Below are 17,003 nucleotides of genomic sequence, written 5' to 3' on the forward strand. Positions count from 1 at the left end.
TCTTGACTATGATACAAGAAACAACAATGAACTCTAAAATAATACCTAAAATCATTTTTTTTACCTTCCTTTCATGTGTTCAATATTTATATTTATAAGATTGTTCAAATAATCAAAATATTATAATTGTTATAAGTTATTTTATAGACTCTTCAATTCATCTAAAGTTAATCCTCTTACTAAAATAAAATTGCTATCTTCAGCAAGGATATAAGGCTGTAATTTTTTAAGACATGTTCCATAATCCATTTGACCTATCATCGAATCATTTGTCGCGTCGACAAGAGCGATTCTCCATTGTGATATACGCTGACCTTCAACCTCAAAATGTATTTGAGGCTGTTTTAAGAACATTGTTTTCACACCTTCAGTTAAACTCATTGCACCAAATACACTCCCATCAGATTGCTTATAAAAATGAGGTTTAGCTTTATAAGCATCATCCCAAACGTCAATCTTTTTCTTTTTGTTAAATAAACCCATAAAATCAGTCCTTTCTATTCTTATTAATTTCATTATATCATTAGAACTGCAATGAAATCATTGATTTCGCTTATTAAAAAAAAGATTGATTTCTATTTCGCAAAAAATAGTTATGAAACTTTATTGACTTTAAAAAAAATATTTGATAATGTTTAAGAGTATAAAAAAGGCAAAGAACAGCAGAGATTAAAAGGGCGTTGTAGAGAACTGATGGTTGGTGCAAATCAGGACATAACTTTTATGAAGATGGGCTGGGAGCTGTTATCTTGAATAGTGAGAGATAAACGTTAACTGCGTTAAAGTTTTGAGGGTATATCGACAGATATAAAAAAAGGTGGTACCGCGTATAATACGTCCTTTTATAAGGACGTTTTTTATTTTGAAGGAGGAGATATGATGAAAGATCCAAAAGATTATTATTTAACGACGGCGATTACTTATACTTCAGGAAAACCTCATATTGGAAATACATATGAAATTATTTTAGCTGATGCTATCGCAAGAAGTAAAAGACAGGAAGGATACAATGTTTATTTTCAGACTGGAACTGATGAACATGGACAAAAGATTGAGTTAAAAGCTCAAGAAGCTGGTATTCCACCTAAACAATTTGTTGATGAAAAAGCAGCTGTTGTCAAAGAAATTTGGGATATGATGGATACAACATATGATCGTTTCATGAGAACAACAGATGAATACCATGTGAAACAAGTGCAAAAAATCTTTAAGAAATTATATGATCAGGGAGATATTTATCTAGGACATTATGAAGGTAAATATTGTACAGCATGTGAATCATTCTTTACTGAATCTCAATTGGTTGATGGAAAATGTCCTGATTGTGGTGGAGAAGTTCATGATGCGAAAGAAGAAGCTTATTTCTTTAAATTATCTAAATATGCTGATCGTTTAATTCAACATATTGAAGAGCACCCTGAATTTATTCAACCTGTTTCAAGAAAAAATGAAATGATGAATAACTTCTTAAAACCAGGTTTACAGGATTTATGTGTTTCACGTACTTCATTCAAATGGTCTATCCCTGTAGACTTTGATCCTAAACATGTTGTGTATGTATGGATTGATGCTTTAACAAACTATATTACAGGACTTGGTTATGATGTTGATGGAAATCATGGTGAATTATATAAGAAATATTGGCCAGCAGATTTACATTTAATTGGTAAAGATATCGTGAGATTCCATACGATTTATTGGCCTATTATGTTGATGGCTTTAGATATTCCTTTACCAAAACAAGTTTTTGGACATCCTTGGTTATTACAAGGTGAAAGCAAAATGTCTAAATCTAAAGGAAATGTAATCTATGCAGATGATTTGGTTAAAATCTTTGGTGTCGATGCTGTCAGATACTATGTTTTACATGAAATTCCTTATGACAATGATGGAAGTATCACATGGGATTTATTAGTTGAACGTATTAATTCTGATTTAGCTAATATTTTAGGTAACTTAGTTAATAGAACAATTGCCATGACAAATAAATACTTTGATGGTATTGTGACAAATCCAGGTGTGAGTGAACCTGTTGATGATGAATTAAAAGAAATTGCTTTAGCTATGCCAAAGAAAGTTCAGGCTTACATGGATGAATTTAAAGCATCTAAAGCCTTAGATGAAATCTTTGTATTACTAAGAAGAACAAATAAATATATTGATGATACAATGCCTTGGGCACTTGCAAAAGATGAAAGCAAGAAAGATCGTCTCGCAACAGTTCTTTATAACTTAATTGAAGCCATCCGTTTTGCTGCTATTGCATTAGAACCATATATGCCTTCTACATCTACAAAGATTTTAGATCAAATCAATACAGATCAAAGAAACTTCTTAGACTTAAATACTTTTGGTTTATATCAAGAAGGAACAAAAGTCACTGAAAAACCTCAACAGTTATTTGCAAGATTAGATCCTAAAGAAGTAGAAAAGAAAGTAGCAGCTTTATATCCTCAAAAAGAAGAAAAACAAGAGGATGACAATCAAATTACAATTGATGATTTTGCAAAAATTGAATTGGTTGTAGGTACAGTTGAAAAATGTGAAAAACATCCTGATGCTGATAAGCTGTTAGTTTCTCAAATCAATATTGGTAAAGAAACAAGACAGATTGTCAGTGGTATTGCAGATTTCTATACACCAGAAGATATGATTGGTAAGAAAGTTATTGTTGTATCTAACTTGAAACCTGCAAAATTAAGAGGTGTTGAATCTCAAGGTATGATTCTTGCAGGATCTAAGAAAAAAATGTTAGAACTTGTGTCTGTAGAAAACTTACCAAATGGTACAAAAATAAGATAAAAACACAAGACCATAGAAATGGAATCATTTCTATGGTCTATTTTTTAAATAAGAAACGATATGATTTTATGTTTCTCACTAATTTATATAATGAAATAAAGTAGATAAAGAATAAAGCTATAATAATAAATGCATTAACAAGAATATATTGAAAATTTGTATTTATAGGTAATAAATATTGACTTAAAAAATGAGAATTCACAACAAAGATTGTTAAAGAAACAATAGTAAATAAATTAATGATAAAGCTATATTTTAAATATTTCTTAGTATATATTTTTTTGGTCATATCTATAAAGTAATCAAAAATAATGATCATAATAAATGGTTGAAAGAAATAGGTCATCATATGAATCATTTGATATGATTCATGTTGTATTTTAATAATAATATCACTAGAAAAGAAAAAACCATAACAAATAAAGAAAGTAATAAATATAATCATAAAGATGGTTTCAATAGTATGATTTGGATAATGGGATGGATGGGGTAAATGATCCAGATCTTGTATATTCCAACATAGATTTAAATCTTGAGGAATAGGCTCTTTTTTATCCAATATGATTAAAGCTAAGATTGCTATGGCAATGATACCAATCATTATAATGATTGGATAAGAAAGAAAAGCTTCAAAGATAGATGAAGTATTCATTGTTGTCACAACATTGTTTGTTGATTGAAATGATAAACAACCAAATTGTTCAAGATAATAAAGGGTTGATAAAAAAAGATAAATACCTGAAATTAAAAAAACAAGTTTTTCAATGAAATTAACTATTTTAGGATTAAAATGATGATAAATTGTAGGACGATAACCATATGAGTAAGCAACACTTAGTGGATGTCCATAACTCATTAATAAGTCTTCCATATCTTCATATTGATGTACCGATTGACTGATTTGAGTTTTTAAATCATGATAAACATATTGGCGTTTTCTTCCAAAAAAATAAGAACACACAGCACCTAGATATCTTTCTAATAAATCATTCATTGACTTCACCTCATTTATGCATCCATTATAACACGATTTTATGAACTCTTTTTGATAAATGTATGATTTTATAATTTAAGTTATGTTAAAAAGATTATATAATAGAAATATCGAATAAAGATGGGAGGCTTTTTTATGTATGTCAATGAACAAGCAGTAAAAGAAATATTAGAGAAAGTGAAACCAGCTAAACTTGTTGCAGCAACGAAATATATAGATGAAAAAGAAATAGAAAAACTGGAAGCATGTGGTTGTTTATATTTTGGAGAAAATAGAGTTCAGGCTTTTTTGGAAAAATATGAACAATATCATGGTCAAGGACATTGGCATTTTATTGGAACATTACAAAAGAATAAAGTGAAATATATTATTGATAAGGTTGATTTGATTCATTCTGTGAATAGTTATCATTTGATTGATGAATTAGAAAAACAGGCAAAAAAACATGATTTAAAAGTTCATATATTATTACAAGTAAATATTGCTAGAGAGGAAAGCAAACATGGGTTTGATATAGAAGAAATGGATGAAGTGATGAATTATTTGATGAAATGTCCATCTTTGATTGTTGATGGACTGATGATGATGGCACCAAATATTGAACCAGAAGATACACGTATTTATTTTAGACAGACAAGAGAATTATTAGAAAGATTAAAAGAAACATATCCACAATATCCATTACATGAATTATCAATGGGTATGTCACAAGACTATCAGATTGCTTTAGAAGAAGGGGCAACAATAGTCAGAATTGGCAGAGCTTTATTTCATGAGTAACAGTCTTTATAATTTATATCATGAATTTATTCCTGATTATGTACAGGATATAATGAAAACATCTCTTTTTCAAAGATTGAAAGATGTGGGTATGAATTGTGGTATGGAGTATACTCAGTTTGAACCATTTAAAGATTGTCGAGGTGTATCAAGATATAATCATAGTATAGGAGTCGCTTTGATTGTTTATCATTTTACACACGATAAACATCAAACGATTGCTGCATTACTTCATGATATAGCCACACCTGTATTTGCTCATGTGATTGATTTTATGTATCATGATTATATACATCAAGAAACAACAGAAAATTTAACAGAGGAAATGATTCAAAAGAGTTTAGAACTTCAATCTATTTTTGAATATTATCATATTGATAGTGATAAAGTCATGAATTATCATGATTATCCCATTGCTGATAATGATACACCCCAATTATCAGCTGATCGTTTAGAATATACATTATCAAATGCAGTCTATTATAAAATAATGACTAAAGAAGAAATAGGCAATATTTATAAACATGTTCAAGTCAATGATTCCAAAGACGAATTGATTTTTGATGATTTCAAGATAGCTAGACTATTTACTCAAGTGATGTTGAAATGCAGTTTATGTTATACAAGTGATGAAAATCGTTATTGTATGGAATATCTTGCAAGATTAATGCGTTTAGCTATAAATCATCATGTTTGTTCATATGATGATTTATATACAACCGAAACACAAGTTATCCAAAAATTAATAAGTCATTCCTTAACAAAAGAACTTTATGAAAATTATACACACTTTCATAAAGTTCTGAGATCTTCATTTCCTCAAACTGGATATTTAAAGGTGAACGCTAAAAAAAGATATATTAATCCTACAGTCAATCATCAACGTATTTTAGATATTGATTCAAAGCTCAATGCACTCGTTCAGGAATATTTAAGTGATAATTTTGAACGTTATATAAAAGCTATATAAAATTATTTCATTAGAATATTTTCAAAAAAGTGCGAGAAAAAAAGTGCGAGAAAAAAAGTTCAGGAAAAACATTCAAACAATATGAACAAATTCTTTCTTATATGGAATATGGACAATGGTATAAGGTAAAAGATTTTATAGATATTTTGGGTGTTAAGGAAAGACGTGTTCAAACATTATTAAAAGAACTAGTAGAAAATGAAAAACTTATTGATAATGGTGTAACCAAAGGAAAACGTTATAAGAAAGCTAATAAATAATGAAAAGGCATAAAAGATACTTGATTTGTATCTCTTATGCCTTGTTTTCATGAGAAAGATAATAGATAAGACTTGCAAAGATGCGAGGTCCTAATGCTAGAACTTTTTCATCAAAATCAAAAGCATCATTATGTGGTGATGAAACAATAGGTGTTAAAAGTTTCATATAAGTTGCTTTGCCACCATGAGCTTGAACACGTTCCATGAAATATGAAAAATCATCACTACCCCCAAGTGGACTTAAATTATAAGGTGGTAATTTTAGATCAGGAAGATACTGTTGACACATAGAGCGAATGGTATTCATGAAGTCATCGTCACAGTTGAGAGCATAGGCTTTACCCATTTCTTTGATTTCTACAACAGTATCATGCATACGTGCAGAACCTTCAATAATATCTCTGGCATAGATTTCCATATAGCGATTGAGTTCACTTGTCACCCCACGAACTTCAATTTCAAGTTTAGCTGTTTCAGGTACAACGTTTCTTCCCGTTCCTGCATGAACAGTTCCAACGTTCACACGTGTCTGACCATCACTGTTTCGAGGAATAGAGTGTAAATTTAAAATACAGTTGGCAGCTGATAATAAAGCATTTTTTCCAAACTGTGGCGATTCAGCAGCATGAGTCGAAACACCATGATAAGTAATATCAAGTTTTGTGGTCGCAAAAGATTCATCCATACCAAAATACAAATCATAAGGTTGATCTTCTTGAGGCATAATATGAGCTGCACAAATATAATCAACATCATCTAAGAATCCACTTTCAGCAATACTTCTGGCTCCCATAACACCTTCTTCAGCAGGTTGAAAAATAAGTTTGATTGTTCCATGTAAATGGTCTTTGATGTTCATAAGTATTTTAGCTGTTGTAAGTCCAATCGAAGTATGTCCATCATGTCCACAGGCATGCATTGTTCCACGATGAACAGAAGCAAAGCCTTGTGTAAAAGGAAAATGACTTGATGATGATTCTTCAATGAGGCCTAAAGCATCAATATCAAATCTTAAAGCAAGTGTTGGACCTTCGCCACATTTTAAAACACCTGCCACGGCAGTCATTCCCATTTTAACTTTTTCCAAATAGTAAGGATTTGCTCCCTGTTTTTGAGCACGGTGGTAATTTAAATGTAAAATTGTTTCTGCTGGCACACCCATACGTGCTTCTTTTTTCATAATATCTTCACCAACAAGCACTTCGTATCCTAATTCCTCTAATGTAGAAGCAATATAACAGGCTGTTCGCATTTCTAACCAGCCTTTTTCAGCATACTTATGTAAATCACGACGACAATTTACAGTATCAGGATAATATAACTTTGCAAGTTCTTTTATTTTTTCATACATATGTATCTCCCCCTCTTTTCTTTATTGTATCAACATCAAATTTGAACATCAAACAATATCGCTTATTTTTCACAAATAGACAAATAAACAAAAAAATTGACAAAAGTGATAAAGTTGTATAAAATGCTCATAGTGTGAGGTAATAAAAATGGATTATCAAAAATATGCAAAAGAATTAATTTGTTATATGGTGGAAAATGAACAGAATTTTAAATTCTGTAATCATGATGTTAGTGAAATCGCTAGAGGAGAAGGTGCTGTCCTCATTTACTTGATGGATGACCATGATGGAGTGAATGCATCTGAAATTAGCCAACGTTTTGATATTAATACCTCTAGGGTAGCCGCTGTATTAAATGCTTTATCTAAAAAAGGATATATAGAGCGTGTCGTTGATTTACAGGACAAACGTAAGATTAAAGTATTTATTACAGACAAAGGAAGAATTTTTGCTCAACAAAGAAGAGCAGAAATAGAGGATTATTTTAAAAAGATGCTGGAGATGTTAGGTGAAGAAGATACAAAGGAATATCTACGTTTGTATCGTAAAGTGAATCAGATTATTAAGGCCTTAAAATAAAGCATAAAGATTGAAAAAGATGTCGAAATTCGTTAAGATTGAAAATTATAAAATAAGTTGTAATGTTTAAAGGAGAAGTGTTATGAGTCAATATTATTTAGGAATTGATGTGGGATCTACAACAGTTAAAGCTTATTTAACAGATGAAAAGGATGTCTGTTTATTTTCACGTTATGTCAGACATAATTCAGATGTAAGAAATACAATACTTACATTATTAGAAGAAATTCATCAAGAATATCCAGGAATCAATATTTATCCAGTTATTACAGGATCAGGAGGATTGTCAATTTCTCAATCATTGAATGTCAAATTTGTACAGGAAGTGATTGCATGTACCAAAACAATAGAAACTTATATTCCACAAACAGATGTTGCCATTGAATTAGGTGGAGAAGATGCGAAAATTACATACTTTGAAGGTTCGTTAGAACAACGTATGAATGGAACTTGTGCCGGTGGAACAGGTGCATTTATTGATCAGATGGCCACTTTATTACAGACTGATGCTTCAGGATTGAATGAATTAGCCAAAAATCATCAGCGTATTTATCCAATTGCTTCTCGTTGTGGGGTTTTTGCGAAAACTGATGTTCAGCCTTTAATCAATGAAGGCGCAAGAAAAGAAGATATAGCGGCTTCTATTTTTCAGGCGGTCGTTAATCAGACTATCAGTGGGTTAGCCTGTGGAAAACCTATTAAAGGAAAAGTGGCTTTTTTAGGAGGACCTCTATACTTCTTAAGTGAACTAAGACAACGTTTTATTGAAACATTAGAGCTTCAAGATGATGATATTATTTTCCCAGATAATTCCCAATTGTTTGTAGCTATGGGAGCTGCATTAAATGCAAAAGATGTTGAAGAATCACTTTCATTAGAAAAATTGATTCAAGATTTAAAAACATTAAAAGATAATGGAACTGAAGCAGCTCATACATTAGAACCTTTATTTCATAATGAAGATGAATTAAGAGGATTTAGAGATCGTCATCTTCAAGCAATGACAAAGAAAAGAAATCTAAAAAAATATCAAGGCAATATTTATGTTGGAATTGATGTTGGTTCAACAACATCTAAAGTTGTATTAATTGATGATGAAGGATCAATATTATATTCTTTCTACAATTCTAACGAAGGAAATCCTTTAGATTTAATTATTAGAATTATGAAGGAAATCTATGATTTAATTCCTGAAGGATGTCATATTCAAAAAACTGGTGTCACTGGATATGGTGAAGCTTTAATTAAAGCAGCATTAAAAGTGGATTATGGTGAAGTAGAAACAATTGCTCATTACACAGCAGCTAAACATTTTGAACCTGATGTTGACTTTATTTTAGATATTGGTGGACAGGATATGAAGGCTATCACCATTAAGGATGATGTCATTCAAGATATTACATTGAATGAAGCATGTTCATCTGGATGTGGGTCTTTCCTTGAAACATTTGCTCATTCTTTAGGATATGAAATTGATGAATTTGCCGAGATGGCATTGATGTCAAAACATCCACTTGATTTAGGAAGTCGTTGTACAGTTTTCATGAATTCAAAAGTGAAACAGGCTCAAAAAGAAGGTGCATCTTTAGCAGATATTTCAGCAGGATTATCATATTCCGTTATCAAGAATGCCTTATATAAAGTTATTAAGTTAAGAAGTAAAGACCAAATCGGTAAAAATGTTGTTGTACAAGGTGGAACATTCTATAATGAAGCCGTTTTACGTGCTTTTGAAAAAGAAGCAGGTATTGAAGTCATTAGACCTGATATTGCAGGATTGATGGGTGCTTATGGAATGGCAACAATTGCGAAAGAAAAAGATGATGGCAAAGGGACAACTTTATTAACACGTGAAGAATTAGAACATTTAACATATCAAAATAGTATGAAAAATTGTGGTAAATGTACAAATAACTGTATGTTGACAATTACTTCATTTAATGATGGAAGAGAGTTTATTAGTGGAAATAGATGTGAAAGAGGAGCTAATTTACCATTAAAATCTAAATCATTACCAAACTTATTTGATTATAAATATCGTCGTGTCTTTAATTATCATTCTTTACCAATAGAAGATGCTCCTAGAGGTATTGTTGGTATCCCTAGAGCTTTAAATATGTATGAAAATTATCCTTTCTGGCATACATTCTTTACAGAATTGAAATTTAGAGTTGTTTTATCATCTCGTTCATCTAAAGCCATCTATGAAAAAGGAATTGAATCTATTCCAAGTGAAAGTGCTTGTTATCCTGCTAAAATTACACATGGACATATTGAAAATCTGATTGCTAGAGGAGTTCCATTTATTTTCTATCCATCAGTAGCCTATGAACGTTTAGAAAATGAAAATGCCGGAAATCATTACAATTGTCCTGTGGTGGCTTCTTATCCAGAGGTCATTAGAAATAATGTTGATAATCTTGAACAGAAAAATATAAAATTTAAAAATCCATTTATTTCTTTAAATAATAAGAAAACATTATTCCATGTTTTAAAAGAAGAATTAAGTGAGTTTCATATTACAGATCAGGAATTACATCAGGCTATAGATAAAGCTTATGAAGAATTAGATCATTGTCAGCAAGATATTCGTCAGGAAGGAAAACGTGCCATGGAATATATGCGAGAAAATCATATGCAAGGTATTGTTTTGGCAGGTCGTCCTTATCATGTGGATCCTGAAATTAATCATGGAATTCCAGATTTAATTACAAGTGAAGGATTTGTTGTCTTAAGTGAAGATAGTGTTTGTTATTTAGATGAAGAACATTTAAAATTACGTGTTGTTGATCAATGGACTTATCACTCTCGTTTATATAAAGCCGCATCTTTTGTATCATCACAAAAAGATTTACAGTTGATTCAATTAACATCATTTGGTTGTGGTTTGGATGCTGTTACAGCTGATCAGGTAGCTGAAATTTTAAAAGCAAGAAATAAAATATATACTTTAATTAAAATTGATGAAGGAAGCAATTTAGGAGCTATTCGTATCCGTATTCGTTCTTTAAAAGCTACAATTGAAAAGAAAGAAGATATTATTGATTTATCTAAGAAGTATGAACAGGTGAAAGTACCTTTTACAAAACAGATGAAAGAAGATCGTTATACAATTCTTTGTCCACAGATGTCACCGATTCATTTCCAGTTTGTTGAAACCGCAATGAATTCGGAAGGCTATAACTTTGAAGTGTTGCCTTCAGTTGATAAAGATGCAGTAGAACAGGGATTAAAATATGTCAACAATGATGCATGTTATCCAAGTATTTTAGTTGTAGGACAAATGATGAATGCATTAAATAGTGGTAAATATGATTTAAATAAAGTGGCATTGATTATCTCTCAAACAGGTGGAGGATGTCGTGCAACGAACTATATTGCATTTATCAGAAAAGCTCTTAAAGATGCAGATATGGAACAAATTCCAGTTATCTCTGCAAACTTATCTGGATTAGAAAGTAATCCTGGATTTAAGATTACATATAAGATTGCTAAAAAAGTAATCATTGGTGCTATGTATGGGGACTTATTTATGCGCGTTCTTTATCGTGTACGTCCTTATGAAAAAGTCAAAGGTTCAGCCAATAAACTTTATGAATCATGGGTTGCAAAATGTCAGGAAAATGTGAAAAATGGTAGTATGAAAGAATTTAAAAAGAATGTTTATCAAATTGTCAAAGATTTTGATGAATTGCCATTATTAGATATTAAAAAACCAAGAGTTGGATTGGTTGGAGAAATCTTAGTCAAATTCCATCCTACTGCCAATAATGAAATTGTGAAAATCATTGAATCAGAAGGTGGAGAAGCCGTTATGCCTGATTTAATTGATTTCTTCCAGTATTGTTTCTATAACACTTGGTATGAACATGAACATTTTGATGCGTCACAATCTTCAGTATGGTTATGTAATTTTGCCATTTGGTTTGTTGATTTCTTAAGAAAAGATATGATTAAGGCATTAAGAGATTCAAAACGTTTTGATCCACCAACACCTATTGATCAAATTGCGAAAAAAGCAAGTGAAGTTGTCTCTATTGGAAATCAGACAGGTGAAGGATGGTTCTTAACTGGAGAAATGATTGAATTAATTGAAGAAGGTGCACCAAATATTGTGTGTATGCAGCCATTTGCCTGCTTACCAAATCATGTAACAGGTAAAGGTGTTATTAAAGCCTTACGTAAAAAATATCCACAAAGTAACATTGTGGCTGTGGATTATGATCCAGGTGCGAGTGAAGTTAACCAATTAAATAGAATTAAGTTGATGCTTTCAACTGCATTTAAGAATATGAAGTCATAATTCATATTCTTTTTTTCGTCAAAATTCAAATGATATCTATGTTATTATTTAGGATATAAATAAAAAAACTCTATATTTTAAGGATATAAAGATATAGATAATTAAAAAATTCACATAAGAGTCACATCTAAGATATAAAATGTATTTAAGTGAGGTGTTTTGCTTATGATAGAATTTCAAAATGTTTACAAGTCATTTAAAGATAAACATGTATTGGAAGATATCAATTTTACAGTGAATGATGGTGAATTTGTTTGTTTGATTGGACCCAGTGGGTGTGGAAAAACGACTGCTTTAAAGATGATTAATCGGTTGATTAAACCAAGCCAGGGGACAATTTATGTAAATGGAAAGGATATTAGTGAGGAAAATGAAATTGAATTAAGACGTAATATTGGTTATGTTATTCAACAAACAGGATTATTTCCTCATATGACAGTGAAAGAAAATATTGAACTGATTCCAAAGTTAAAAAATAAAAATGATAAACATCTTTTGGAAAAAGTGAAAGATGTTTTAAATATGGTTGGTTTAGATCCAGATGAATATTTAGATAAGTATCCTGTTCAGATGAGTGGTGGTCAACAACAACGTGTAGGTGTTGCAAGAGCTTTTGCAAGTGAACCAGATATTATTTTAATGGATGAACCTTTTAGTGCATTAGATCCTATTACGAGAAATCAATTACAGGATGAACTGTTGACATTACAAAATAGTGTTCAAAAGACGATTGTGTTTGTGACTCATGATATGGCAGAAGCTATCAAATTGGCAGATCGTATATGTATTATGAGCGGTGGAAAAATTCAACAGTACGATACACCAGAACAAATCTTAAAACATCCTGCCAATGACTTTGTTTTAAACTTTGTTGGGAAAAAGCGTATCTGGGATTCACCAGAATTAATCAAAGCAGCAGACATTATGATAGATCGACCAATTACCTGTTATGATCGTTTAAAATGTGTAAAAGCTTTAAATATGATGTTTAATTCAAGCGTTGATAGTTTGATGGTAATAGATCGTCAGGGACATTTTAAAGGTGTTATTCATGCGGCTGATGCAGCTGATGAAAAAAATAAAGATGAAATTGTGGGTCATGTTATGCAAAAGGAATGTATCACAGTTTCTTCACAGGAATCAATCGTTGATGTTTTAAATATCACCAAAGAGAAGAATATGTATACAATTCCTGTTGTAGATGATGGGATCTTAAAAGGTTTAATTACCAAGAGTACCCTGGTTACAACGCTTTCTAAAAAATATGATGAAAGTGAGGGAGAATAATGCAGGCATTTATAGATTATTGTTCCCAAAACTATATGCAGATTTTTGATTTATTAATAGGTCATGTTCAATTGACTGTTATGGCTATTTTGATTGCGATTATTATAGGTGTCCCTTTAGGTATTTTTATTACTTATTTTAAGCCATCTAAAAAACCAATTATGGCATTAGCAAATATTATTCAGGCGATTCCATCAATGGCCTTATTAGGTTTTATGATTCCTCTTTTAGGAATTGGAACAAAACCAGCCATTGTCATGGTGATACTTTACTCTTTATTACCTATTATTAAAAATACAGTCACAGGACTGAACAATATTAACGGAGAAACTTTAGAAGCCGCTAAAGGTATTGGTTTAAATAAATTTCAGGTTTTATATAAAGTTCAGATTCCATTAGCTGCACCTGTTATCATGGCTGGTGTCAGAGTCAGTGCAGTTAGTTCGGTTGGTTTGATGACTTTGGCAGCTTTTATTGGCGCTGATGGTTTAGGATATTTGGTTTATGCGGGTATTCGAACGGTCAATAATGCTCAAATCTTAGCTGGAGCTATACCTGCCTGCTTACTGGCATTACTTATAGATTATATATTTTCTATTTTAGAGAGATTAGTCACACCAAAGAGTTTCCAATTATCAAAACCAAGATCTAAAATGAAAGGCACATTGGATAAAGTTGTCATTGTTATTTCATGTCTTGCTTTAGCAGCCAGCTTTGTTTATACAGGCTTAGCAAAGACAAACGGGAGTCAAGTCATTAGAATTGGAAGCATGGATTTTACTGAACAAGAAATATTAAATTATATGTTGAAATATTATATAGAGGATCATACTGATATTGAGGTTGAACAGTCATTATCTCTAGGTTCAAGTTCTATTGTCTTAGATGCCGTGCGTACGGGATCCATTGATATGTATGTAGAATATACAGGAACAATTTATGGTAATGTCTTAGGCAACGAACCTAATGGAAATGTTGATGAAGTCTATAACACTGTCAAAGAACAGATGAAAGAACAATATGATTTAAATGTTTTAGATTCTCTAGGCTTCAACAATACTTATACACTTGCGATTAGAAAAGATACAGCTGAGCAGTATCATATCAAAACAATAAGTGATTTATGTAAAGTTTCTCAACAACTCACATTTTCACCAACATTAATGTTTATGGAAAGAGAAGATTGCTGGGTAGGATTACAAAAAGCATATCCTATTCATTTCAAACAGACTGTTCCTATTGATGGAGCACCACGTTATACAGCTTTAATGAACAATGAATGTGATGTCATTGATGCTTATTCAACAGATGGACTATTAAAGAAGTTTGATTTACAGGTTTTAGAAGATGATAAAAATTTCTTCTTACCCTATCGTGCTATACCAATTGCGAATAATACAGTTATCGAAGAGTATCCTGAAGTTGTTGAACTGATCAATCAGCTTCAAAATTATCTCAGTGATGAAGTCATGGTAGAATTGAATTATAGAGTGGATGAGTTGAATGAAAAGACAAGTGATGTCGCAAGGGAATTCTTAATTGAAAATGATTTAATCAGTGAGTAGGCAAGACCTGCTCATTTTTATTTATTTTTATAGATATTATTTATATAATGAAAGATATGGAGGTAAGATGATGGATGAATATAGGGATAATCAGGTAAAAAAATTAATGATGAAAAGAAGAAAAAAGAAAAGAATAAAAGTGATAAGATTATTCTTTGTGTTAGGAATCATAGGATTTGTTTTTTTATTTTATTGTCTGATATTATGAAAATTAAAACAATTCATGTCATAGGTGTCAATGATGCAGAATTGGAACAACAAATAAGTGAACAGCTATCAGGATATATGGGAGATTATACATGGATAGATATGTTGTTTTCTAAAGACAATATAGTTCAGGATATAGAAGAAATGAAACGTTTTGAAAATTTTTTAGTTGAAATTGATTTTATGGGAAATATACAAGTGCATGTTCAAGAGGTTCAGCCATTATGTTATGCTAAGATTCAAAACAAAAATTACCTTATTAATAAATTAGGTGGAGTTTATCAAACCAAACAAATACCATCATCATTGATTCAATGTAGTGATTTTCAAAGTACAGAGATGTTAAGTCAATTGGGTCATTCATTACATAATGTTTCTGATATAGTTTTAAATGAAACAAGTGAAATTCACTATTGTGGAGATCGTTATGATAAAGATTTAATAGAGTTTTATATGTATGATCATAATTTCATTAAAATAAATATTTCTCAAATAGATCAAAGATTGTCTGAAGATTCTTTTCATTATGTTGCATATAAATTGAAAAAACCTCAAAATACAATATATAGCTTTGAAGGCAAGTATATGTATATAAAAAAATATGAAAAATAAAATATAATATTGGTGGTTTTCTTGAAGAGTCCATATTTTTTCAGTACAATAAAGCCAACATGAAGGGAATGAAGATAATGAAAAAAAGAGGATTTATCATTGCTTTTATCATTATAGCTATTTTATTAAGTGGAGCTTATGGTGTAGGAACGTATTTTGTGAATTATGCTTTATCACCAGCAAGTGAATCTGATCAAAGAGTGGTTGATGAGGAAGATGAAATCAAATTAACAGGAGATGTTCAACAACAGATTGATGACAATGCTAATGCTGAATTTATAAAAGGTGTGGATTTTGAAAATAAAACAAGACCGATGATTGTAAGTCAAGATGATTCATTAAGATTGAAAGGACAGTATCTAGATCATGATAATGTTCATCAGTGGGTTATCTTGATTCATGGTTATAAATCAAGCAATGAAGAAATGATGTCCTATGGAGCTACTTATTACGAAAATGGATATAATGTTGTCTTGCCAGATAATCGTGCTCATGGAAAAAGTGAAGGCGAATATATTGGAATGGGATGGTTAGATAAAGATGATATTGCCTGTTGGGTAGATTGGATTAATAATAGAGATTCGCAGGCACAGATTCTTTTACATGGTGTATCTATGGGTGGAGCCACTGTTATGATGGCTTCAGGAGATCGTCTTTTAAATGTCGTTGGATATATTGAAGATTGTGGTTATACAAGTGTATGGGATATATTTGCAAGTGAACTCGATAAACGTTTTTCACTTCCAACATTTCCTGTTTTAGATATTTCTAATTTTCTAGCCAGAATCAAGGTAGGATATGATTTTAAAGAAGCTTCAAGTATAGAACAAGTGAAAAATGCAAATCAGCCAATGTTGTTTATTCATGGTGGAAAAGATGATTTTGTGCCAGTTCAAATGGCTTATGAAGTTTATGAGGCTTATCCAACAACAAAGGATATATATATTGTAGATGAGGCAGGACATGCTCAATCAAAAGATTATGATGTTGAGGCTTATTGGGACAAAGTCTTTACATTTATTGATGAAAATATATTTTAAAAGAGTAAAAAAATTTCGTTGCTTTAAACAACGAAATTTTTCATATGAACAGATATGATAAATTATTTTGAAATTTTTATAGTGTCATGTTGAAAAAGAGGGGATTTCTTTGTTTTGTTTGTAAGGATTAATTTTGAAGGAATAATATACTGAGAAATATCCTCTTTTAATTGAATTTCAATGATTGGTCTTGCCTGAATCATTGATGGATAAACGACTTGACCTAAGATTGTTCTCATATTGCCGCCTCCT

General features: G+C 31.0%; 14 protein-coding genes and 1 other annotated feature. Of the genes, 10 read left to right on the forward strand and 4 right to left on the reverse strand.

Going from position 1 to position 17,003, the window contains the following annotated elements:
* Window positions 1-141: 141 nt before the first annotated feature.
* Entirely contained in the window at window positions 142-483 is a 342-nt protein-coding gene (locus B5E79_RS03445) for a DUF4299 family protein (RefSeq protein WP_158095458.1), read from the reverse strand.
* Between the two features lie 163 nt (window positions 484-646).
* Window positions 647-845: a binding site (T-box leader), on the forward strand.
* On the opposite strand from B5E79_RS03445, the gene metG reads away from it, so the two are divergent.
* Entirely contained in the window at window positions 808-2,802 is a 1,995-nt protein-coding gene (gene metG / locus B5E79_RS03450; protein ID WP_255374749.1) for a methionine--tRNA ligase, read from the forward strand. It overlaps the preceding feature by 38 nt.
* 37 nt (window positions 2,803-2,839) lie before the next feature.
* On the opposite strand, the gene B5E79_RS03455 is transcribed toward metG, so the two are convergent.
* Window positions 2,840-3,796, reverse strand: coding sequence for a hypothetical protein (locus B5E79_RS03455; protein WP_087296973.1), 957 nt, complete (start codon window positions 3,794-3,796; stop codon window positions 2,840-2,842).
* Window positions 3,797-3,931: 135 nt separating this feature from the next.
* On the opposite strand from B5E79_RS03455, the gene B5E79_RS03460 reads away from it, so the two are divergent.
* The 3 genes from B5E79_RS03460 to B5E79_RS03470 are packed head-to-tail and all read left to right on the forward strand — an operon-like array spanning window position 3,932 to window position 5,806.
* Window positions 3,932-4,576 carry a YggS family pyridoxal phosphate-dependent enzyme gene (locus B5E79_RS03460; RefSeq protein ID WP_087296974.1) on the forward strand — a complete coding sequence of 215 codons (645 nt, stop codon included), beginning with the start codon at window positions 3,932-3,934 and terminating at the stop codon, window positions 4,574-4,576.
* Complete coding sequence (locus B5E79_RS03465) at window positions 4,569-5,546, forward strand: HD domain-containing protein (protein ID WP_087296975.1); 978 nt, start codon at window positions 4,569-4,571, stop codon at window positions 5,544-5,546. The genes B5E79_RS03460 and B5E79_RS03465 overlap by 8 nt, the downstream gene beginning before the upstream one ends.
* Window positions 5,547-5,575: 29 nt before the next feature.
* A complete protein-coding gene (locus tag B5E79_RS03470) occupies window positions 5,576-5,806 on the forward strand; it encodes a hypothetical protein (RefSeq protein ID WP_087296976.1) in 231 nt (76 codons plus the stop codon).
* 34 nt (window positions 5,807-5,840) lie between these two features.
* On the opposite strand, the gene B5E79_RS03475 is transcribed toward B5E79_RS03470, so the two are convergent.
* On the reverse strand, window positions 5,841-7,157 hold the full coding sequence (locus B5E79_RS03475) for an amidohydrolase (RefSeq protein WP_087296977.1): 1,317 nt from the start codon (window positions 7,155-7,157) through the stop codon (window positions 5,841-5,843).
* A gap of 148 nt (window positions 7,158-7,305) precedes the next feature.
* On the opposite strand from B5E79_RS03475, the gene B5E79_RS03480 reads away from it, so the two are divergent.
* From B5E79_RS03480 to B5E79_RS03505, 6 genes are all read left to right on the forward strand, one after another.
* Window positions 7,306-7,737, forward strand: a complete 432-nt coding sequence (locus B5E79_RS03480; RefSeq protein WP_087296978.1) for a MarR family winged helix-turn-helix transcriptional regulator — start codon at window positions 7,306-7,308, stop codon at window positions 7,735-7,737.
* 82 nt (window positions 7,738-7,819) lie between these two features.
* Window positions 7,820-12,040, forward strand: a complete 4,221-nt coding sequence (locus B5E79_RS03485) for a 2-hydroxyacyl-CoA dehydratase (protein ID WP_087296979.1) — start codon at window positions 7,820-7,822, stop codon at window positions 12,038-12,040.
* Between the two features lie 165 nt (window positions 12,041-12,205).
* Window positions 12,206-13,327 carry a betaine/proline/choline family ABC transporter ATP-binding protein gene (locus B5E79_RS03490; protein ID WP_087296980.1) on the forward strand — a complete coding sequence of 374 codons (1,122 nt, stop codon included), beginning with the start codon at window positions 12,206-12,208 and terminating at the stop codon, window positions 13,325-13,327.
* Complete coding sequence (locus B5E79_RS03495) at window positions 13,327-14,892, forward strand: ABC transporter permease/substrate-binding protein (protein ID WP_087296981.1); 1,566 nt, start codon at window positions 13,327-13,329, stop codon at window positions 14,890-14,892. Before B5E79_RS03490 ends, B5E79_RS03495 begins: the two co-directional genes overlap by 1 nt.
* Before the next feature lie 204 nt (window positions 14,893-15,096).
* Window positions 15,097-15,711 (forward strand): cell division protein FtsQ/DivIB, encoded by a 615-nt coding sequence (locus tag B5E79_RS03500; protein ID WP_087296982.1) that lies wholly within the window; start codon window positions 15,097-15,099, stop codon window positions 15,709-15,711.
* 77 nt (window positions 15,712-15,788) lie between these two features.
* Complete coding sequence (locus tag B5E79_RS03505) at window positions 15,789-16,751, forward strand: alpha/beta hydrolase (protein ID WP_241147440.1); 963 nt, start codon at window positions 15,789-15,791, stop codon at window positions 16,749-16,751.
* Window positions 16,752-16,813: 62 nt separating this feature from the next.
* Here B5E79_RS03505 and B5E79_RS13445 read toward each other — a convergent pair whose 3' ends face one another.
* Window positions 16,814-16,990, reverse strand: a complete 177-nt coding sequence (locus B5E79_RS13445) for a hypothetical protein (protein ID WP_158095459.1) — start codon at window positions 16,988-16,990, stop codon at window positions 16,814-16,816.
* Between the last annotated feature and the right edge of the window lie 13 nt (window positions 16,991-17,003).

Source organism: Massilimicrobiota sp. An134 (genome assembly GCF_002160815.1).
GTDB lineage: Bacteria > Bacillota_I > Bacilli_A > Erysipelotrichales > Coprobacillaceae > Allocoprobacillus > Allocoprobacillus merdigallinarum.